This is a genomic window from Nocardia sp. alder85J (genome assembly GCF_020176955.2).
Taxonomy (GTDB): Bacteria; Actinomycetota; Actinomycetes; order Mycobacteriales; family Mycobacteriaceae; genus Nocardia.
Genome location: NZ_JAIUCZ020000013.1, coordinates 24,876 through 43,602, shown reverse-complemented (window position 1 = coordinate 43,602; position 18,727 = coordinate 24,876). Strand labels below are relative to the sequence as shown.

The 18,727-nt window shown below is 68.2% G+C and carries 20 protein-coding genes and 2 pseudogenes; 2 read left to right on the top strand and 20 right to left on the bottom strand.

The annotated features are described in order from the left end of the window. Nucleotides 1–40 precede the first annotated feature (40 nt). Together LBW94_RS36870 and LBW94_RS36865 are read left to right on the top strand one after the other, a co-directional pair. Nucleotides 41–532, top strand: a complete 492-nt coding sequence (locus tag LBW94_RS36870) for a helix-turn-helix domain-containing protein (RefSeq protein WP_225060463.1) — start codon at nt 41–43, stop codon at nt 530–532. Beyond that, entirely contained in the window at nt 493–741 is a 249-nt protein-coding gene (locus LBW94_RS36865; RefSeq protein ID WP_225060464.1) for a hypothetical protein, read from the top strand. Before LBW94_RS36870 ends, LBW94_RS36865 begins: the two co-directional genes overlap by 40 nt. Here the strand turns inward: LBW94_RS36865 and LBW94_RS44565 are convergent. From LBW94_RS44565 to LBW94_RS36775, 20 genes and pseudogenes are all read right to left on the bottom strand, one after another. After that, a complete protein-coding gene (locus LBW94_RS44565) occupies nt 711–1,388 on the bottom strand; it encodes a Scr1 family TA system antitoxin-like transcriptional regulator (RefSeq protein ID WP_225060465.1) in 678 nt (225 codons plus the stop codon). The genes LBW94_RS36865 and LBW94_RS44565 overlap by 31 nt on opposite strands. Nucleotides 1,389–1,566: 178 nt before the next feature. Continuing rightward, nucleotides 1,567–2,211 (bottom strand): NUDIX hydrolase, encoded by a 645-nt coding sequence (locus tag LBW94_RS36860; RefSeq protein ID WP_225060466.1) that lies wholly within the window; start codon nt 2,209–2,211, stop codon nt 1,567–1,569. A gap of 58 nt (nt 2,212–2,269) precedes the next feature. Beyond that, nucleotides 2,270–2,728 (bottom strand): GNAT family N-acetyltransferase, encoded by a 459-nt coding sequence (locus tag LBW94_RS36855; protein ID WP_225060467.1) that lies wholly within the window; start codon nt 2,726–2,728, stop codon nt 2,270–2,272. A gap of 172 nt (nt 2,729–2,900) precedes the next feature. Continuing rightward, complete coding sequence (locus tag LBW94_RS36850; RefSeq protein WP_225060468.1) at nt 2,901–3,575, bottom strand: ribulose-phosphate 3-epimerase; 675 nt, start codon at nt 3,573–3,575, stop codon at nt 2,901–2,903. Further along, a complete protein-coding gene (locus LBW94_RS44560) occupies nt 3,572–3,781 on the bottom strand; it encodes a DegT/DnrJ/EryC1/StrS family aminotransferase (RefSeq protein ID WP_416277036.1) in 210 nt (69 codons plus the stop codon). The genes LBW94_RS36850 and LBW94_RS44560 overlap by 4 nt, the downstream gene beginning before the upstream one ends. A 119-nt stretch (nt 3,782–3,900) precedes the next feature. Further along, nucleotides 3,901–4,638: pseudogene (locus LBW94_RS44555) on the bottom strand (DegT/DnrJ/EryC1/StrS family aminotransferase); the annotation flags it as partial. Between the two features lie 47 nt (nt 4,639–4,685). After that, on the bottom strand, nt 4,686–5,732 hold the full coding sequence (locus LBW94_RS36840; protein ID WP_225060469.1) for a hypothetical protein: 1,047 nt from the start codon (nt 5,730–5,732) through the stop codon (nt 4,686–4,688). Next, entirely contained in the window at nt 5,729–6,835 is a 1,107-nt protein-coding gene (locus LBW94_RS36835; protein WP_225060470.1) for a hypothetical protein, read from the bottom strand. Before LBW94_RS36835 ends, LBW94_RS36840 begins: the two co-directional genes overlap by 4 nt. 2 nt (nt 6,836–6,837) lie before the next feature. Then, complete coding sequence (locus tag LBW94_RS36830; protein WP_225060471.1) at nt 6,838–7,956, bottom strand: sedoheptulose 7-phosphate cyclase; 1,119 nt, start codon at nt 7,954–7,956, stop codon at nt 6,838–6,840. A 1-nt stretch (nt 7,957) separates the two neighbouring features. Beyond that, nucleotides 7,958–9,022: an ROK family protein gene (locus LBW94_RS36825; protein ID WP_225060472.1), complete on the bottom strand. Its 1,065-nt coding sequence runs from the start codon at nt 9,020–9,022 to the stop codon at nt 7,958–7,960. Nucleotide 9,023: 1 nt separating this feature from the next. Further along, nucleotides 9,024–9,713 carry a 6-phosphogluconolactonase gene (locus tag LBW94_RS36820; RefSeq protein ID WP_225060473.1) on the bottom strand — a complete coding sequence of 230 codons (690 nt, stop codon included), beginning with the start codon at nt 9,711–9,713 and terminating at the stop codon, nt 9,024–9,026. A 56-nt stretch (nt 9,714–9,769) separates the two neighbouring features. Further along, nucleotides 9,770–9,892 carry a hypothetical protein gene (locus LBW94_RS36815; protein ID WP_255634829.1) on the bottom strand — a complete coding sequence of 41 codons (123 nt, stop codon included), beginning with the start codon at nt 9,890–9,892 and terminating at the stop codon, nt 9,770–9,772. A 439-nt stretch (nt 9,893–10,331) separates the two neighbouring features. Then, nucleotides 10,332–10,790, bottom strand: coding sequence for a hypothetical protein (locus tag LBW94_RS36810; protein ID WP_225060474.1), 459 nt, complete (start codon nt 10,788–10,790; stop codon nt 10,332–10,334). Further along, nucleotides 10,787–12,970, bottom strand: coding sequence for a site-specific integrase (locus LBW94_RS36805; RefSeq protein WP_225060475.1), 2,184 nt, complete (start codon nt 12,968–12,970; stop codon nt 10,787–10,789). The genes LBW94_RS36810 and LBW94_RS36805 overlap by 4 nt, the downstream gene beginning before the upstream one ends. Further along, nucleotides 12,967–13,707 carry a hypothetical protein gene (locus LBW94_RS36800; RefSeq protein ID WP_225060476.1) on the bottom strand — a complete coding sequence of 247 codons (741 nt, stop codon included), beginning with the start codon at nt 13,705–13,707 and terminating at the stop codon, nt 12,967–12,969. Before LBW94_RS36800 ends, LBW94_RS36805 begins: the two co-directional genes overlap by 4 nt. Continuing rightward, a complete protein-coding gene (locus LBW94_RS36795) occupies nt 13,701–14,684 on the bottom strand; it encodes a hypothetical protein (RefSeq protein ID WP_225060477.1) in 984 nt (327 codons plus the stop codon). Before LBW94_RS36795 ends, LBW94_RS36800 begins: the two co-directional genes overlap by 7 nt. Beyond that, nucleotides 14,684–16,153, bottom strand: a complete 1,470-nt coding sequence (locus LBW94_RS36790; RefSeq protein ID WP_225060478.1) for a tyrosine-type recombinase/integrase — start codon at nt 16,151–16,153, stop codon at nt 14,684–14,686. Before LBW94_RS36790 ends, LBW94_RS36795 begins: the two co-directional genes overlap by 1 nt. A gap of 89 nt (nt 16,154–16,242) precedes the next feature. Then, nucleotides 16,243–16,824, bottom strand: coding sequence for a nucleoside hydrolase (locus LBW94_RS36785; RefSeq protein WP_225060479.1), 582 nt, complete (start codon nt 16,822–16,824; stop codon nt 16,243–16,245). 112 nt (nt 16,825–16,936) lie between these two features. Then, nucleotides 16,937–17,308, bottom strand: a complete 372-nt coding sequence (locus tag LBW94_RS36780; RefSeq protein WP_225060480.1) for a hypothetical protein — start codon at nt 17,306–17,308, stop codon at nt 16,937–16,939. A gap of 102 nt (nt 17,309–17,410) precedes the next feature. Further along, nucleotides 17,411–18,720 (bottom strand): annotated as a pseudogene (locus LBW94_RS36775) (IS701 family transposase). Nucleotides 18,721–18,727 lie beyond the last annotated feature (7 nt).

Below are 18,727 nucleotides of genomic sequence, written 5' to 3'. Positions count from 1 at the left end.
ATCCGAGACTCGACCACTTGCGCAGGGCAGCACATTTCGGATGTCCGGCCTCGCCGCAGCAATTTCGATGTCCTGGCAGGCCACCCCGCTGGGGCCGCCGACCCCGCTCGTGCGGTGGCCGGACCTCGGGTGCTGGGCACGCCAGATCCGCGCCTACCACGGCTGGTCGCGCCCGCAGGCCGCCGCACGCCCGCACCTCCACCCCGACACCCTCAAAAGCGTCGAAAACCACCTCTCCGCGCCCACCCCGACAACAGTGGACCGGATCATCCTCGGCTACGGACTCGACCATGCACAGGCACGCCACACCCGCGAACTGGCCGCGCCACCGATGGACCTCACCCCGCTCGATCACCTACGGCACCGCTACGCCACCCCCGCCCAGCAGGCACGCCTGGCCCGCCTCGACCACGCGGGCATCGCCTGCGCATACCTGGATCCGCTGTGGCACACAGTGATTGCCAACCAGCGATTCCACCACGCCTTCCCAGCATGGACGCCTACAACGGCAACCTGGCCCTCTGGGCCTTAAGTGACGCTGCCACAGCAGCGGCCCCGCACCGGGACCACGACTGCACTTTCTTCACGGCCACCCTGCGCGCCGCACTCGGACGCCACCGCACCGCCACCGGCGCACCCCACTCACTGAGAATCCAACTCGGCGACACGCACACCCACGACGTCCGCTTCTACCTCGCCTACTGCACCCCCTACAACGGATCCTCACTGCCACCACCATGACCACACCCGCCCGCGGTGCGCACCGAGCGCGAGTACTCACAGACCAGGTCGCGCCGACGCCTGTCCACGCGGCGGCGGCAGTCTAATCGTGTTGCCCCAGCATGACATCGACATCCACCACCGTGGTCGCCAACGCTTGCTCCCCCACCACGAAGTGGAACCGCCGCTCCCCCCCGATACAAGAGCTCCTGCATCTCCATCGTCGCGGCCACACCGGCGTCGACATCGCCGGCCGTCGGAGAGAAGACACTAAAGGAATGAAGCAACCCAGACGCGTATTCCGCAGTCTGGAGATACTCCGGGATGTGGAACGGACTGTAGACCCGAATGAACCGGGATGCCTCCGACGCGCGCGGCCGGTCCGGCACACCTTTCCCGAGGATCTTGCGCTGTTCCTCGTAGGCGGCATGGAGGTTCTCCACGCTGTCGATCAGATCGGGAATCTGGTCGACAGCATCGCACAGCTGGCACCATGCACGAATATCGGCGTGCGACGGCCTGATCTGCCCACGCTCCAATTTCGAAACTTTCGTCTGATGCCACCCGGCCCGGCGCGCCAACTCCGCACCCGACAGTCCTGCACGGCGGCGAAGCTCTCGCAGCCGCAGCCGCAGCACCTCACATTGGTGGTGAAATGTGGTGGTCATGCGTCGGCCGGTTCCAGGGACGCAATGGCCGGTTCCCGCAGCAGATTCCGGCTGCTCCGGCGAAAGGCTCTCCACAGGCCGACGAAAAAGGCCACGCTCGCAAACTTGTTCATCTCATATTCGGGATCGCGCATCCTCGGCCCATAATATCAATCTCCGGTACTTCAGAGCATTGATTTCAGTCGAAGGCCGTGGGCAAGTCGGGCTTGGTCCAGTGGTCGTGAAGCAGTTGAATTTGACTGGGGAGAATTCGGGTATGGGAGAGGGCTGGAAGGTCGTTGACGTCGAACCAGTCGACGTCGAGGGTTTCGATGGGGCTGGGTGTCCCGTCGGAGATCTTCTCGCAGAGGAAGAACATTTTGTACACGTGGTAAGCGAAGACGGGTTGGTGTCCTTGTTTTTCGCGGTCGAGGACGGCGGCGAGTTTGGTGGCGCGGACGGTGAGGCCGGATTCTTCCTCGACTTCGCGTTCGACGGCGAGGGAGGGGGGTTCGAGGGGGTCGCACCATCCGCCGGGCAGGGTCCATTGTTCGTCGCTGCGGTCGCGGATCAGCAGGATCTGGCCGGTGTCGTTGAAGACGCCGCCGCGGACGTCGACTTTGGGTGTCATGTAGCCGTGTTCGGCGGAGATGATCTCGAGTAGTTGTTCGGGGGTGCCGTCGCTGATCAGCGCCATCAGTTCCGCTGCGGCGGAACGGGTTTGCTCGTAGCGTTGCCTGTCGAAGACATCGGTGGCGAAGACGAGGCCGTTGTTACCGATCGACGACAGAGTCACGGCGATCTCGCGGAGTCGCTGTTCAGTCGAGGTGGCCGGGTTGTTCAAGGGTCGGTCCTTCCGGGGTCGGGTGATCCGGTCCGAGACGGCGGGGCTGCCGAGCCGGTCAGGGGGCGAGGCGGTAGGTGGTGGAGTCGCGGGGCTGGAAGCCCATGCTCAGGTACAGCTGGTGAGCCTCGGCGCGGCTGGGGCCGGAGGTGAGGTCCACGGTGCGGGCGTGGTGTGTCTTGGCGATCGTCACCGCAGTGGCGGTGAGTCTTTTCGCGATGCCCTGGCCTCGGGCGCGGTGGTCGACGACGACGTCCTCGATGCGGGCCCGGACGCCGGTGGCCAGCGGGTGGACCACGAGGGTGAGCGCCCCGGCGATGACACCGTCGCCGGTGCGCGCGATGAGTAATTCTGTTGCCGGACAGGCGATCAGGTCGTCGAACTGTTCACGGGTCAGCGGAGGCGCGGAGGTGGACAGCTGGGGCAGGAGCCGGGCGAGCGCGGTGTACACGTCGGGGTCGGGCCAGGTGACGGTGTCGATGGTGACCGTGGTGCTGGGCGCATCCGGTGTCTGCACGAGCAGTACCTTTCGGGCGGATTGTGCGGCGGTGCGGGATCCGGCAGATGTGGACAGGGGGACCGCGGTTCAAGCAGGCAGTGTCCTTGGGCGTGCAGCTTAGCGGGCCGGGCGTGATGGCCCGCTGGCTTCGCGTCACCGGTCCCTCGGTGCCGGGGGAGCGTCCGGGTCGTCAGTGCCTTGCAGGCCGCGTGCCGCTGGCGGTGGTGAGGTGGGTGACGGCGGCGGGGATGTCGTGGTCGGGTGTCTGGAAGAGGGCGCTGGCGGCGACGAGGATGTCGGCGCCGGCGGCGGTGACCTCGGGGGCGGTGTGGGAGGTGATGCCGCCGTCGGCGACGAGTTCGATGCCGGTGTGGCCTCGCTGATCCACTAGTTCGCGTAGTGCCCGGATCTTGTCCAGCACAACGGGTTCGAAGGTGCTGGTGCCGGGACGGCTGGTCATGAGGACGATGTAGTCCAGGCGGGTGAGGTAGGCGTCGAGTAGTTCGAGGGGCTGGTCGGGGTTGAGGACCAGGCCGACGGCGGTGCCGGTGCCGGTGAGCATGTCGAGGGCGTCGTCGATGTCGTCGACGGTGTCGGTGTGGAAGGCGATACGGGCGGCGCCGAGGTCGGCGAGACCCTCGATGTATCGCTGGGCGGGCAGGGTTTGCAGGTGGATGTCCAGGGCGAGCTGGGTGCTGGCGGCGATGGCGCGGACGGTGCGCAGGCCGAAGGAGATGTCGGGAGTGTAGTGGCCGTCCATGATGTCGAGGTGGAGGTAGGCGGCTGTGCTGTGCTCGACGGCGGTGATCGCGGTAGCGAGGTACAGGGGGTCGGCGCCGAGCAGGGCGGCGGCGATGCGGGTCATGGGTGGGTCTCCTGTCCGATATTGCTGGCGTGGTGCAGGGTGGCGGTGACGTAGTCGATGTCGTCGCCGGTGAGGTCGGGGCGGATCGGCAGGCACACCGTGGCGGTGGCCTGGTGGTCGGTGTGCGGGAAGGGGCCGCCGAATCGGTGGTCGGCGAAGGCGGGCTGGCGGTGGATGGGGACCGGGTATCGGACGACCGCGTCGATTCCGGCGGCGCGCAGCGTGGCCAGGACGGTGTCCCGGTGGTCGACGGTGACCGGGACAGATGGTGGACGTGATCGCCGGGCACAGGGGCGGGTGGCGGGCAGGAAACCGCTGTGGCGGCCAGGCGCTGGGTGTAGTGGGCGGCGGCGTGGCGGCGGGCGGTGTTCCAGGTGTCGAGGTGGGGGAGTTTCGCGGTGAGGATGATCGCTTGCAGCGCATCGAGTTTCGAGTTCATGCCGCGGAGGACGTGGTTGTTCTGGCCGTCTTGGCCCAGGCCGCGCAGGATCCGCAGCGTGCGGGCCAGGTGTGTGTCGCTGGTGGCGACGGCTCCGGCGTCTCCGGCGGCGGCGAGGTTCTTGCTGGGGTGGAAGCTGTAGGTGCCGGCGATCCCGTAGGTGCCGACACGGCGGCCTCGCCAGGTGGCGCCGGCGGCTTGGGCGCAGTCCTCGACGAGGGCGAGCCCGTGGCGGGTGGTCAGGGCGGTGAGGCGGTCCATGTCGAGGGTGCGGCCGAACAGGTGCACGGCGAGGATCGCGCGGGTGCGGGGCGTACAGGCTGCGGTCGTGGCGTCGAGGTCCATCAGGTAGGTCGCGGGGTCGCAGTCGACCAGGACCGGGGTCGCGCCGGCGGCGGTGATGGCCAGGGCGGTGGCGTGGAAGGTGTTGGCGACGGTTATCACCTCGTCGCCGGGCCCGATACCGAGGGCGGTGAGGGTGAGGATCAGCGCGTCGGTGCCACTGCCCACGCCGATGACGTACCCGGCGCCGAGGTAGGCGGCGAACCGGTCCTCGAATCCGGTGACGGTGTCGCCGAGGATGTAGTCCCCGCCGGTGAGGGCCCGCTGGATCTGGCCGGTCACCGCCGCCAGGTCGGGGAACTGCGCGGCGTAGTGGTAGCGGGGTACTTTCACGATGCCTCCCGGATCCGGATGAGGGTTTTCCCGACCGCACCGTGTGCGGCGGCGGTGGTGAGAAACGCGGCGGCGGTGCGGAGTTCGAGCACACCGGTGGTGACCCGCCGCACGCAATCCGCCGGTGACCAGCCGTGTGTGTCGGGTTCGCGGTGCAGCAGGGCCAGTGCGGTGGTGAAGTCCTCGCGGCGGGCGCCGTAGGTGCCGGCGACGGTGAGGGTCCTGCCCGCGGTGGTGGCGGTCAGTTGCTCGCGGCGTACCCGGTCGATGTCGAGACCGTGGTAACGCAGGCCGGGGCTGGTGCCGGCGAACACCAGCAGAAGCCCTCCGTCACTGAGCATGCCGGTGCACTCGGTCAGCAGAGCCGGTGTCGCGGTCGCGGTGACCAGCACGATCCGGGTGAAACGCTGCCCGGTGTCGTGGCTGGGGATCGCGGGAGGCAGGGCACCGCTGCGGCGGAGGAATTCGATCCGGTGTGGTCGTGGGTTGAGCAGGACGCACCGGTGGCCCTCGGCGGTCAGCGCGGCGGTGATCAAGGTCCCGGCCATCCCCGCCCCGTACACCCCGATCGGTTCCTGCCGGTCGAAACGCAGTGCGGCGCTGACCTCGTGCAGGCGGGTGGTGCAGTGCACGGCGCAGGCCAGGGGTTCACCGAACACCGCGACGTCGGCCGGGAGGGCGTGCGGGATCGGGACCAGGGCGGCCTGCAGGTGCGCGGGAGTGCCGCGGAGGTCGACGTATTCGGCGAACCCGGAACCGCGGGTGAGGACCGGGTGCGGGTCGAGCAGCACCCGCTGGTGGAGTTCGGCGAGTCCGGGCGGGGCGTGGACGACGGTGGCGACGATCTCGTGCCCGAAGTCTCTGCGCGCGTACCGGTTTCCGGTGATTTCCCGCAGGTCGGAGCGGCACACACCGGCGATCTCCGGTGCCAGCCGCACCACCGGCGCGTCGCCGGTCGGTGGCGGCAGCGGCACGGTCGTGTGGATCGCGATGCCGTCATGGTGCTCGATGCGCTGGTAGGTGAGCGGGAACTCGGGGGTCATCGCGGGCTCCTCACCTGGTCGGCGACGGTGAGCGCGGGATCGGCGGCCCGGTGGGGGCGCGCCATGGTGAGGTCGACGACGACTTTCAGGTACTCGCCGGACCCGGACCGGCCACCACGGGCCATGGCCGGGATCCGATGTACGGCTTCCTCCAGCGAGATCACGTGCGTGATCACTCCCGCGTACCGGGTGATCCCCGCCAGCAGGCGCTGCTGAGCGGACTCGAGATGCCGTGGCGCTGTGCCCCGATGCCCGGTGACGTGCACCGTCTTCCCCGCTACGGTGATCGAAGTGGTTGCGGCACCATTGTTTCCGCAGACATTGGCTCGCCGGATCCCGGCGGCGTCGATGCCGGGCAGTACACGGTGGCGGAACCCGGCCGGGATGCCGCCGAACAGGTCCAGCACGCCGCCGTCGGTGAGCGCGTCCACGGCGTGGCCGACCCCGTCGTGGGCGGCTTCGCGGGGTAGGCAGACCACCGCCCCGGCGGCAGTGCCGGATGCGGCGGTGGTGGTGAATTCGGTCGAGGGGAGAAGGTGCGAGTGGGCGAGGAAGCTCAGCCGTTCGGGCCGGGGGTGGATCAGCTGGATCCGATAGCCGAGGTCTTCCCCGGCCATCGCCAGCAGCACGGCCGCCGATCCGCCACCGAACACCGAGACCCGGTCACCGGTGCGCAGGTGCGGGCCCAGCAGTTCCCAGGCGTAGACGGCGGTGGCGGCCGGCTCGACCAGAGGCCCGAAATCCACCGGCAGCCGCAGGTCGGCAGCGATAGTGCCGACCGGGCAGTCCGCGGGCAGCCGATCCTGTAGCAGGCCGTCGTAGCTGTGGCCGAGGATCGCGTCCTGGTCGATGGGGTCGACCGGATTGAAGATCTCGCACCACCGGCGGCCCCCGTCGGTCAGAGTGTCGGCGATCCCTTCGTGGCCGAGTACCCGAGCCTGGTCGCCGCGCGCGCCACGGAGGATCTGCCGATCCGTCCCGCACACTCCCACCCGCAGAATCCGCCGCCCGGGACGGGCCGACCCGGACACGCCGGTGGTGTATTCCAGGCGCAGGCCGTCACCGGCACGCACCAGCGTCCGGTGTCCCGAGGTGTCCATCATGGTCACGCTCCTACCGGCCGGGCGGACCGCAGCGTGCGTTCGGCGAGGATCAGTTCGGCCGGTTGGATGTCTTGGGCGAAGATCGCGGTCCCGATCTTGGTGAGCAGCGGGAAGTTCTGGTGCCCGTCGCGGTGGCGTACCGAATCCGACAGGCCGGCGTGCAGAATGTCTTCCGACAGGCTGGGGTGGGTGGTCGGCAACCCGACCCGTGCCAGCAGGCTCAGGATCTGGTCCAGGCAGTGGCCGTCGATGAGCCCGCGGTCGCGGGCCAGCACGCACGACAGCGCGATATCGATGGCGACCGCCTCCCCGTGATACAGGCGCGGGCGCGCGGCGAGTTCCAGTGCGGGGCTGATCGTGTGCCCGAAATCGGCCAGCCGCGCGAGGTCGTCTTCCCACAGGTTCGGTTCCAGCTCTTCGAGCATCGCGGTGACCGCCGCGTCGATCACCGGCCCGCTGAACCCCGCCTCCGCGCGGAAGGCGGCGGCGGTGGTCCAGTGCCGGTCGATCCGGTCGAACAGCCCGCCGTCTTTCACCAGCGCGATCTTGAGGATTTCGGCCATCCCGTTGGCGATCTGCCGATCCGGCAGCGTGGCCAGGAATCCGGGGTCGATCACGGTGACGGTGGCGGGATAGTAGGTGCCGACCCGGTTCTTCCGGCCGTTGAAATTCAGGCCGGTCTTCACTCCGACGGCCGCGTCGACCATGCCCAGCAGCGTCGTCGGCACCCGCACATACGGGACGCCCCGCCGATAGACGCTGGCCGCGAACCCGACCAGATCGGTCACCACACCCCCACCGACGGCCACGACGGCATCGGAGCGGCGGCTGACCCCGATCCGGTCGAACGCCTTCAGGATCCGCGCCGCCGAGTCCGCGTTCTTCCGCGACTCGGCGGCATCGATCGGCAGCACCGTGCAATCTCCGGCGTGGGCCATGAGATACGCGGTGAGCCGGTCACCGAACCCGGTGAGCACGGTGGAGTCGGCGATCACCAGGGTGCGGCGGCGGGGCCCGATCGCGGTGGCCAGGTCCGGATTCCCGGGGTCGAGGCACCCTCGCGTGGTACGAACCTGATAGGACACGGTCCGAGTCGCGTTCACCGTCCATACCCGGTCCATGTCAGCACCTGTTCCCCGAGACAGGACCGGCGGCCTGGGCACGCTGGCGGCGGGCGTACACGGCTGCGCCGCGCAGGGGGTCCAGGCCGTCGGAGCGCCACCACACGACCTTGTCCCGGAATACGCCAGGCGGGTACAGGTAGAGGCCGTCGGCTTCCAGATGCCGGTACACACTGGCCAGGTAGTCCTCACCGAGCGCGTCGACGACCCCGCCGGACAACATCACCCGGTCGACGCGCGCGTCGATAGCCAGGGTGTACAGCAGAGCCCGCGCCAGCGGCGCGGTCACATGGTCGAGGAACTCCAGCGCCGCGGGGTGTCTGGCGGCGAGGGCGGCGGCCAGCTGCCCGGTCAGCGAGGCCGGGTCCTCACCGTCGGTGTCGCCCAGTCCCAGCACGCCGGCCAGCTGCCGCAGCTGCGCCTCGATCGCCTTGCCGGAGGAGAACGCGGACACATGCCCGGCGACACCGCACTCGCAGACCGGGGCATCATGACCGGGCCCGCCCACGAGCACCGCAGGCAAATGCCCGATCTCACCCTGCATCCCGTACACGCGGTCCAGGCACGGTTCGCCGGAGGCGACATCGATGGTGCGGGCGGCGATCCCGCTGCCCACCGTCACCGCCGTCACCACTTGCAGCCCGCTGTCACGGATGGTGTCGGTGTCGGTGATCGCCAGCGCCAGCGCGGTGACGTCGTTGACCACGCACCAATCCAGGCCCGGTTCGGCCGCTGTCAGGACGGCCCGCAGGTCGAACGGCTGGGTGTAGTCACCCCACAACGGGGCGCTCGCCAGCACGTGCCCGGTGTGGCCGTTGGTCGCCGCACCGAGGGAAATCCCCACTGTCGAGATATCGGGGTCGGATTCCCGGATTTCGCGCACTCGCCGCAGTAGGAACGCCACCATCACCTCGTGCAGGCTCGCCGCGTGCGCACCCGTACGCGACCGCGTCACCGCGGACTGCACCGCGAGCCCGGTCAGTATGCCGGTACCGGCCGAACGGGCTGTGCGCCATGATGTTCCGCCGATATCGAACACGATCACCGGCGCTGTCTCGACGGTCATCTCAATACCCTTCCGGGCAGGCGGCGCGATCAGCGAACACATACCCGTCCCCGGCGAGAACCACCGCCGCCGGCACTCGCGGCCGATCACCCGGCGGCGACACGACCCGGGACAGCGCGTCGCGTTTCCCGGCACCGGTGGCGAGCAGAACCTTCGTCGGGATCGCCCGCAGATACGCAGCAGTCAGCCCCACCCGCGGCTCCTCCCGGTAGACGGTGGCCACCACCGGCTCGCCGGTTCCACTGCCGGTCAGGTGGTCGAACACGGCGGCGGTGTGGCCGTCGGTCCCGAGGCCGAGCACCGCGATATCGGGCACATCACCGGGCCGCAGAACTGCCAGCTGCCGGGCATACGCCACGGCCGCGTTGCCCGGAGCCCCGGCCGGAATCGGTGACCACACAGCGACATCGGTGTGCTGCGGCTGGCTGCGATCCAGGCCGAGCGCCCTGCCGATCTCGACGGCATACGGCCGGTCGAGCCGTTCGTCGGTTTGGATCACCGCCACTTTCGGCCAGTGGACCGGTAGCCGGCGCAGCCGCTGGTACACCGGCAGCGGGGTCGAGCCACCGGACAACGCGATCACGCACCCGCCTCGCACCCGGATCACCTCACCGATCTGCGCGGCCAGGAATCCCGCCGCATCGGCTGTGACCTCCTCCGCGTCCGCGTGCACCGTCACTGTCAAGGTCACAGCATCGTCCTTCCACGAAATTCTCTGCATTGGGCAAGTCCGCTGGTTGCGGCTGGTCAGGCGAGCAGGGTCTCGGTCATCCAGTCGTTGACCGCGGCGTAGTCGACCCCGTCGCTGCTGACGAGGAACTCACGGCCGTCGGGGTCGTGGTACAGGCGTGCGTCCGCACCGATACGCACGCGGGCGTGAAGGGGACGAACGGCAGGTCGAGTGCGGCGGCGAGGGTGAGCACGTCGTGCATCCAGCTGCCCTGGTCCAGGCCACGACCACGCTGATACCCGAACCAGGTCCCCAGCCCGTCGGCCAGCACCTCCGCCGACGACCCTGCGCCGGGAGCCGACACTCGCCGGTACAGCGGGTGTTCGGCGGTGATCCGCAACTGCGGTACAGCGGTGTGCTCGGACAGCACCAGCCGGGGCCGGTGCACCATCCGCAAAGCCCATGCCGCCGAGGGGATATCGGTATGCAAATTGTGCGTTGTGTCCGCAGAGGCTGTGTGCGGTGGGGTTCGTGTTGTATTGGAGCTGTGGGGATTCCGGGTGTGGAGTTTGCGCCGTGGATCGTCGTCGTGTGGCGATATCCGGTTCGATGGCGTGATGGGTATCACTGTCGCGAGTGTCAGCATGGGCCTATGACTTTCTGTCGTGCCGCTGGGAGGCGGGTGATGCTGGATCCTGGATGGGTGGCCGCGCGGAGTCGCTGGATCTCTTCGTGCTGCGCGGCGAGCCGCGCCAGGGCGAGGGTTCGGAAACTGGAGAGTTCTTCGATTGCCGAGTTGGCTTGGGCCAGATTGGTTTTGAGTTTCTCGATGTCGGATTTCAACCGGTCGATCTGCGCGGTCTTCGGGTCGGGGTTGTGTCCGGCGGCTTGTTGTTGCTGGATGCGGTGTTCGAACTCTTCTCGGAGGTGTGTGTAGGGGCGGGTTCCGTAGAAGGCGGTGCGGTCGACTCCCGCTTCCCGGGCGAGGGTCTTGATGTCGCAGCTCCCGCCGAGTGGGATCTCGCCGCGTAGCAGCCTGTCCATCGCGGAGCGGATCCGGTTCTCGTTCTGAACACGTTGGGCAGCAGAGATTTTCATTGCTTCTTCTCTGTCGTGGCGGTGTCGATGCTGGTGATGACGCGCAGGGCGCGGTCGTGGTCGGCTTGCAGGCGAGTGCGTTCGGTGGTGCGGGTCTTGCCGAGTTGGCCGAGGAAGGTCTTGGTGGTTTCGGCGTGCTGGGACCAGACGGGCCGGTGGACCTGGTGGTGGGTGGCTTGCGGGCAGCGGGCCGAGTCACACATTCCGATCAGCGGCCGGTCCGCGGTGGGGGTGCCGGCCAGTTTCAGGCAGAGTGCGCGGGAGGGGTCGGTGAACCAGCAGTAGTTCGCGGTGCCGAGGTGCAGGGTTTCGGCGCGTTTGGACAGTAGGTTGAGGATGTCGCGGTCGTTGCGCTGGACCTTCGGTGCTGCAGCCGGTTCGGTGCCGGGGCCGGTGTCGATGCTGGTGAAGAAGTCGATCAGGTTGCGTGCGCCGGGTCCGGCGGGCAGGACGCCGTTGCGGTAGTTGTGGAACTCGGTGAGCACCAGTTGCAGGTTCCGTTCGGCTTCGTGCTTGTTGACCTCGGCCAGTAACTCGGCTTGCGCCCCTCCCGGTCGTGCCGCGTAACCCTCCGTGGTCGCGATTGCAATGTGTTTGAGCTGCAGTTTCGCTGCGAGAACCCCGCCGGGGCGGTAGGCCAACTCCAGTGCGACGGTCCGTCTGATCATGCGCAGGGAGACAGGACCATCGGGAATTGGAGCCAGCCCCAGGCGTTGTCCTGGCGGCGAGTTGACCCAGCTGCGGAACTTGATGTCGCGGGACCGGAAGCTGAATCGGGACAACAACGGAACACCATCGTGTGGATCGTCGTGCAACTGTTCGAGCAGTTCGGCTGCGCGGAACGCAGGTTCGATCACAACCCATTCGTCTTCGACGCCGCCGAGGGGCCGACCCTTCACGATCTTGCTGGCGATGCGGTAGCGCTCGAGTCCCGGGACCGGTTCGGTGACCGGGCGGCGGCAGCCGACACGCAGTTCCATCAGTTCACTGCTGCGCATCCCTGACGATGCCGCCAGCACGATGATCGCGGCTGTCCGGACGACCCCGACCACGGCGATGGCCTCCAACCGGTGCAACGGCAGGCTCCAGGGCTTGATCGTGCCGTCGGCGGCCGGCGCGTGGCTGGCATCGCGGGCGAAGATCTTCTCGACTCCGACTGCGCCGATCGCCTCGGTGAGCGGCCCGCGCAGATGCGGCATCCATCGGAACTCGAATTCGCCGCGGCCGGCTTGTCTGGCCAGCATCCCGGTGGCGACGGGCAGTAGCGGGTCCTCAGCGGACCATCCTGCCGCCAATCTCATAGCGACTATGTGATCCTCGGTCCGGGGCAGCGGTGTGCCGGTCGAGGTGTAGTCGGCCAGCACGGTGAGGATGTCGTCGACCGGGACCGCAGTGAAGGGACGCAACTGTTCGGGCTTGGTGCCATGAACGCGGTCGTGTTCGCGGACCTGCTGGTTCAGGGCGACCGCGTGCGGCCCGAGGACTTGCACCAGGTGTAGTGCCGCGGCCAGCATCGGCCGGAACATCTCGTCCGGGACCGGTGGCGTGCTGTTGGCGCCCCTGCCGCGTGGTTCGGCGACCGACGCTGCGGATGCGCCGCCCCACGGCCGCAGATCGGTGCGGACGCGGTCGGTGGTGAAGAGATCCCGGTAGTTGATCAGGTCGATGACGGTTCGCGCGACAGAACCGCGGACCATGGGGCTCAGCTCACCGACAACGACGCCGTTCTCGTCGAGAACGTGGCGCCGGAACGCCAGGTATGCCTCGCAGGTGGGATTGTCGAGCTCGGCCAGCGAGGTGAGATGCCGCTGCTGCAGCCATCGGAAGAATCGGATCAGCTCGCGCAACCGCCCGTTGGCACTGCGCAGGTGAAGCGGTATGCGGTATGCCCTCGATATTTCGGTGACGGCGGGGTGCCGCGGTGCGAGGGTGGCCATGATCAGTTCCTTGGCGACCAGGCGCCATCGGGGGTTGCCGATCGCGGTGAAATCGAAGCGCCGCACCGATGGCGGGATGTGGATCGCGAGCCCGGCGACATCGGTGAAGTCCCACATGTCGTCGTCGAACAGTGGGCGGTGAGCACCCTCCGGCAGCGCCAGCCCCGCCTGCCGACAGATGTCGGCACCGGCGAACGGTGACCGCCGGTCTTCGTGGGTGCGCCCAGCGGCGAATGTCGTCATGCGGTGAGTTCCTCCGGGCGAAGGGGGATTTCGTCGTCGGTATCGGTGACCCGGGCCGCGGCGGCAGTGAGTTCGACCGGATCGAACCGGCCCAGGATCTGATCGATCCGGATGGCGTAGGGCCCGAAAACGGCCATGAAGTGGTCAGCGGGCATCTGCCGCCATTGGCGGGAGAAGAACGCCTTGAGCCGCAGCAGGTTCACCGCGTGGCGTGGCGCGAACACCGCCAGCGGGCAGAGCAGGCAAACCCACGGCCGGGCCGGACACGGCTTGCCGGCCGGACCGTGCAGCCCGGCCAGCTGATCACCGCAGGCCGCGGTGAACACATCTCGTGCGCCACCGACCAACTCGGCGAGAGCGCCCTCGTCCAGGTGCATCGCCGCGACCAGTTGCGGATAGCCCTCGGCGAGCGCGGCGGTGTCCTCCTCGGTGAGCACCGTGGGCGGATGCGCGCGCCGCAGCAGGTCGTGCTGAGCGTCCTCGATGATGGTCTCGATGGCGTGCCGCTGGCCGGGCGTCGTCACCGACAGGTAGTGATCGCCCTCGACCGCGGGCGTGTGGTTCGGGTCGATCGTGGCGCGGGCGTTGCCGGTCCAGGTCTTCTTCTCGCGCATCGCGTGGTGCGTCGTGCGGATGCGTGATCGGAGGATCTTCATCGGTGTGCCGTCCTCGCCGAGCAGGCCATGGCGGCGGCTCCACCGATGGTTCGGGAAGGTGTCGGGGTCTCGAATCAACACGGGCTGAACGACGAAACTGAGCCCCAGCCAGAGCCGATCACGGTGGGCGGGTCCGACCCAGCTGCGCAGCAGTGCCGAATGCGACAGCCATGCTCGAGCAGCCTGACCGCCGGCCGCGGCAGGTTGATGCTCTCGGTGGCGGTGCGTCGTTTGATGTAGGACAGCAGGACGGTGGAGTCCCCGGCCCAGTCGATATCGGCGACGCCGAGGTCGGCGATGCCGTCCGGGACGATGCCCGAGTAGATGCCGAACAGCAATCGGTAGGCGATGACGACGTCCAGGTGCGGAAACATCGCCTGCACGGCAGCGTCGTATTCCGGCCGCAGTTTTCGAAATGCGCTGTGTGTCAAGCCCGTTGCTTGTGTCGCGGTCGGAGTGCGGACCGGTCCGAGCTGCCCCAGCAGCTGACAGAAGCTCTCCCACGTCCACTCGTGCCCGGCCGGATCCCCCGCCCGCACCATCGCAGCCTGCGCGCGCCGATGCTCGCTGTAGGTGTCATCGACCACCCGGCGGCAGGTCACGGTCAAGCGTTGCCACTCGGGCTCGGAGTAGGGCGGCAGCGGCCGGCGGTAGGACTGGATGTGGAAGTGGCGGCCCGCCGCCAGCTCCAACACGCCTTCGGCGAGGCTGCCGCCGGATCGCGCCCAGCCTTCCACCAGGCTTCGGGTCAATGCTTCCAGCCGGCGAGGACCCGCCATCCAGAACTGTGCCAGCTGCCCGCGGCGCAAGTCCGGCGCACCGCCGGTGAAGCCCTGATCGGCGAGCCGGCGAACCATCGTCCGCAGCGCACCCGCGTAGGCATCGACGGTGTTGGCGGTGTCGACACTGCCGTGCGGATGGATCAATTCCACCAGGCTCACGGCCAGATCACACGCCAGCGTGGGGTTCGGCAGTCCCGCCAGGTCGAATTCCGCTGTGCTGCCGTCACTGAACACGCAGTGCAGCCCCAGCGGCTCGCCGGTCACCGAGGCGGGCATCACAATTCCCCGTCGGTGTCGTCACCGAATTCGGCGTGGGCTTCCTGCCGCGCCGCGGTGTCCTCGCTGAGTCCCGCTGCCGTTCCGGCGGTTTCGTAGGCTTGCCGGTAAATCCGCGTCGTATCAAGACGTTTGAGGTATTTCTCGGTGGTCAACACGGTCGAATGCCCGAGCAGATCCCGCAGCACCAGCAGCGGATCGGCCTTGCTCAGGTAGAAGATCAACGCCGCGTCGGCGTCGGTGTCACACACCAGCTTCGCTGCGTGCCGGTAGTAGCCGGTCACCAGATACTCCAACGTCTGCATGGAAAACGAATGCCGCAGCCGGTGCGGATGAACGTGCGGAAACCGGGGTTCGAACCTCGCGCGGATCCGGTCGGCGGTGCGCTCGAACACCGTCGCCCATGCCGTGAACGGGCCACCATCGCCCTTGACCGCCAGCAGACACGACCCGCCCTCGGGTGCCACCAGCCGCTGCCGCTCGGCCGGGGTCAACGACCCCCACGACCTGCGGACACCGTTGACCCGGCCGCCACATGGGTCAGGGTCGGTCACCAGCAGCGCCTCACCCCAGCGCCGTGGTGGCCGCCAGTCCGATCCGCCGGTGACCGCGGCGCGGTCCAGCTGCAGGTAGTCGTGCAACCCGGCCAACGCGTCGTAGGAGATCCAGGTGGTGCGGAACTTGCGGCCCTTGGTGATTGCGGCCGGCACCGGGAACGGGATCGGGATCGCCGTCGGTGCCGGTGGCAGTGCCGGGATTTCCCACGGCAGCAGGTGGGTGAACTCGCTGCGCCGCAGCCCGGTCGCCAGCGCGAGGTCCCCGACCGCGGCGTTGCGGGTCATCTCCCGCCCCGAATACCCGGTGTCGCGGGTGCCGTCCGGAGCGAGCCCACGCAGACCTTTACGGAACAAATCAAGGAAATCCGGTTCCAGATACTTGATCGTGACGTGCGGTTTCGGGGTGCGGCGCACCGCCAGATTCATCTGCATCGCACGGCCGGTCCCGGAGAACACCGCCCGCGCCGAACGGTAGGTGAACGGCTCCGCGGTCGCGAAGCCCTCCTGCATCGCCCACCGGTAGAATATCGACAGAATGCTCATGTGCTGGCCCCACGTGGTCGCGGCGAACCGCGACCGGATCGGCCCGGCCGCGCGATGCTCGGCGTAACGGCTCAAGCCGGCCTTGAGCTGATCTCGCGAATCGAACAGTCCCACACCATGTTCAGCCAGGAACTCCGTCCACTCCTTGACCGCCCGCGCATAGTTCTCCCACGAACTCGGCGCCGGCGCCCCACTGGCCGGAAGCAACCGCAACCACTGGTTGATCACCGTCACCGGACGCGGCGCGGCCTGGCCGTCCTCGAACAACAGATCCTCATCGACCAACAACGCCATACCCTCCGCAATCACCGGCCGGTGCTCGACATCCCAGGACTGCCAGCCCGCCGAGCTGAAGTAACTCAAGATCATGACCGGCCACGGTAGGAACACCACACGTCCCGACGCAACACCCAAACATGCTGGTGCCCTGTCTTTTCCGTGCTAATGCAACACGGGAACTAAGCGGGGACAATGTGCGAGGCGCGGCTGGGGTCGCGATAGCCGGTGCCGTCGAGCCACCCGCCCATCCAGGTGACGTCCATGTGGTCGGTCAGTTCCGGTGCGCGGGTGGCGATCTCGGCGAGATTCGTCATCGGGCCGCATCCCAGCCACAGCAGCGGCTCCTCGGACGCACCACACAGATCGCGCGCGACGGCGACCAGATCGACGGGAGCGGGCACCTCCGGGCCGAGATCGAGACCGTCACCGACGAACCGATCGTGCCCGCCGGGCACGTCCAGGCCACGCCAGACCGGGACATCACTCCGGCCGACCAGATCCAGCAGCCGCCGCGCGAGTTGCGCACGCCGACCGCCGCATTCGTCGCCGGTGACGACGACGAGCTTCGGGATCAGCATCGCCGCGGCGGCCAGCATGACGGAGGCGTCGGCGTCGAAACCGAAATCATTGTCGAGAACGACAGTGCGGGCACCGGTGAACACACTCGCCGCCAGCCGAGAAGTGAACGGCCGCTGGTGCGATAGCAACGAGGACTGATTCGCGAGCATTGCTGTCTTTCCGTAGTCGAAGGAGATGATCACAACGAGATGGGGCTGCCCAGCGGCGAATCCGCCGTCGCGGGTGCAGCGGGTAGTGGTGGTAGCGGTGTGCTGGCCGACGCTGGGCTCATCCGCGTGCGCCCTCCGCCCGCCGCTACCCGACATGCGCCCGAGTCGGCGCAGGCAGTTCGTCACGGTGCTGGTGGATCGCCTCGACCAGACGGTCCGGCAGGAGATCGACGCACTCGCCCAGCGTCGGCCACCGCGCGAACCCCAGCGGTTCGTTGCCGCGGACGTGAATCCCGAGGACACGGACGACCGGGCCGTCGGCGACCCACACCGCGAAATCACCATCGGCTCCGCTGACCATCGGCAGCGGGATCCCCGCAGGCTGCTGCGCGAACGATATACGGCCGGTCGCGGCCTCCAGCACCCTGAACAACGCGTCGAAGATGTCCGGATCATCAGAGGCGGCCGGATCCAACCGACAGTGAGCGTCCGCGGCGAGGACTGGTCCGTCATCCATCAGCGCGGCCCTGCTCGGTGACCCGCCGCCGGCTTACCTTCACGGACCTCCGCCGGGGAACGCGTGGCGGGAACGCCATCAACCCCGCATACACAAGCCCTGCTAGTACTCCAGCATCACTTCGTGATGTAATCGGCGTCGCCGCTGGTGGTGGGCTTGTTTGGCATGGTACTGGTGTCGTCTGCGCCAGGCCGACCAGTGCAGTGCCGCGGTGAGGTCCGGGATCGGGGTGATCAGGTGTGCCAGGAGACGTTTGATTTCTCCGAGGGTGAGTGGAATGAGGCCGCTGCCAACACTTTTGGGGCGATCGCTGCGGTGACGGCGAGGTAGGTGTGGGCGAGCATCGCGAGGGTGATGTGCCGGTACCAGGCGTCGTAGCGGCGGACCTGGTATTGGTCGAGGCCTACTTCGGTTTTCGCGGTCTGGAAGCAGTCCTCGACCGCCCAGCGGGCACCGGCGACCCGGACGAGGTCGTCGTCGCTGGTGCCGATCGGGGCACCGCACAGGTAGTAGGCAATCTCGAGCTCGCCCTTGGCATTCGGGGTCAGCGACCGCCGGGACAGCAGCCAGCGCCGCCAGCCGGGCCCGGCCTCGCTCTCGGTCGGCACGGTGGCCACGGCCCAATCGAAGATCCGAAGGCCTTTCGCGCCGTCGCCGCAGCTACGGCGCTTCCACGCGTCCGGTGGTGCGCCAGCGACGATCTGGTCGGCGCGCCGGCTGCCTCTCAGTGACACCACGACCGGTGCGCTGCTGGGCACGGCCACCACGTATCCGATCCGGCGCCGCTCCAGCCAGCGGCGGAATTTCGAATCACCCCCGTAGGCCTCGTCGGCGGTGACCCACCGCGCCGGCACACCCGCATCCAGCGCCCGCTCCAGCATTCGTTGCGCCAGAACCTGTTTCGTCTCGAACTCCACTTCGTCCGGCACCCCGGCGGCCCGGCAGCGGTCCCGATCGGTGGTCCACGACTTGGGCAGATACAACTCCCGATCGATCAGCGTCCGGCCCTTCACGCTCGTATAGGCACAGAACACACCGAGCTGACAGTTCTCGATACGACCGGCCGTTCCCGAGTATTGCCGTTGCACGCCAGCGGATTTCACGCCCTTCTTCAGGAACCCGGTCTCGTCGACCACGAGCACACCGTCCACGTCGCCCAGGTGCTCGACGGCATAGGCACGCGCGTCGTCACGCACCCCGTCGACATCCCACGCCGCCGCGTTCAACAGCCGCTGCATCCCGATCGGCGTCAGATCACCCGCCGCCTCGGCCAGCGTCCAGCCGTTCTTCCCCGCCAGCGGCGCCAGCAACCCCCGCACATACATCCTGGCCCGCAACCGCGGCTCGGCCCGATGAAACCGGCCCGCCACCCGACCGAACAACTCCTCCAGCCCAGCCGACCACGCAGCCAGATCCTCA

Coding starts and splice junctions, on each gene's coding strand:
- LBW94_RS36865 (WP_225060464.1), top strand. CDS start 493: ATGGACGCCTACAACGGCAACCTGGCCCTCTGGGCCTTAAGTGACGCT.
- LBW94_RS36870 (WP_225060463.1), top strand. CDS start 41: ATGTCCGGCCTCGCCGCAGCAATTTCGATGTCCTGGCAGGCCACCCCG.
- LBW94_RS36850 (WP_225060468.1), bottom strand. CDS start 3,575: ATGACCCGCATCGCCGCCGCCCTGCTCGGCGCCGACCCCCTGTACCTC.
- LBW94_RS36835 (WP_225060470.1), bottom strand. CDS start 6,835: ATGATGGACACCTCGGGACACCGGACGCTGGTGCGTGCCGGTGACGGC.
- LBW94_RS36795 (WP_225060477.1), bottom strand. CDS start 14,684: ATGCCCGCCTCGGTGACCGGCGAGCCGCTGGGGCTGCACTGCGTGTTC.
- LBW94_RS44565 (WP_225060465.1), bottom strand. CDS start 1,388: ATGACCACCACATTTCACCACCAATGTGAGGTGCTGCGGCTGCGGCTG.
- LBW94_RS36810 (WP_225060474.1), bottom strand. CDS start 10,790: ATGAAAATCTCTGCTGCCCAACGTGTTCAGAACGAGAACCGGATCCGC.
- LBW94_RS36825 (WP_225060472.1), bottom strand. CDS start 9,022: ATGACCGTCGAGACAGCGCCGGTGATCGTGTTCGATATCGGCGGAACA.
- LBW94_RS36790 (WP_225060478.1), bottom strand. CDS start 16,153: ATGATCTTGAGTTACTTCAGCTCGGCGGGCTGGCAGTCCTGGGATGTC.
- LBW94_RS36805 (WP_225060475.1), bottom strand. CDS start 12,970: ATGACGACATTCGCCGCTGGGCGCACCCACGAAGACCGGCGGTCACCG.
- LBW94_RS36780 (WP_225060480.1), bottom strand. CDS start 17,308: ATGGATGACGGACCAGTCCTCGCCGCGGACGCTCACTGTCGGTTGGAT.
- LBW94_RS36830 (WP_225060471.1), bottom strand. CDS start 7,956: ATGGACCGGGTATGGACGGTGAACGCGACTCGGACCGTGTCCTATCAG.
- LBW94_RS36840 (WP_225060469.1), bottom strand. CDS start 5,732: ATGACCCCCGAGTTCCCGCTCACCTACCAGCGCATCGAGCACCATGAC.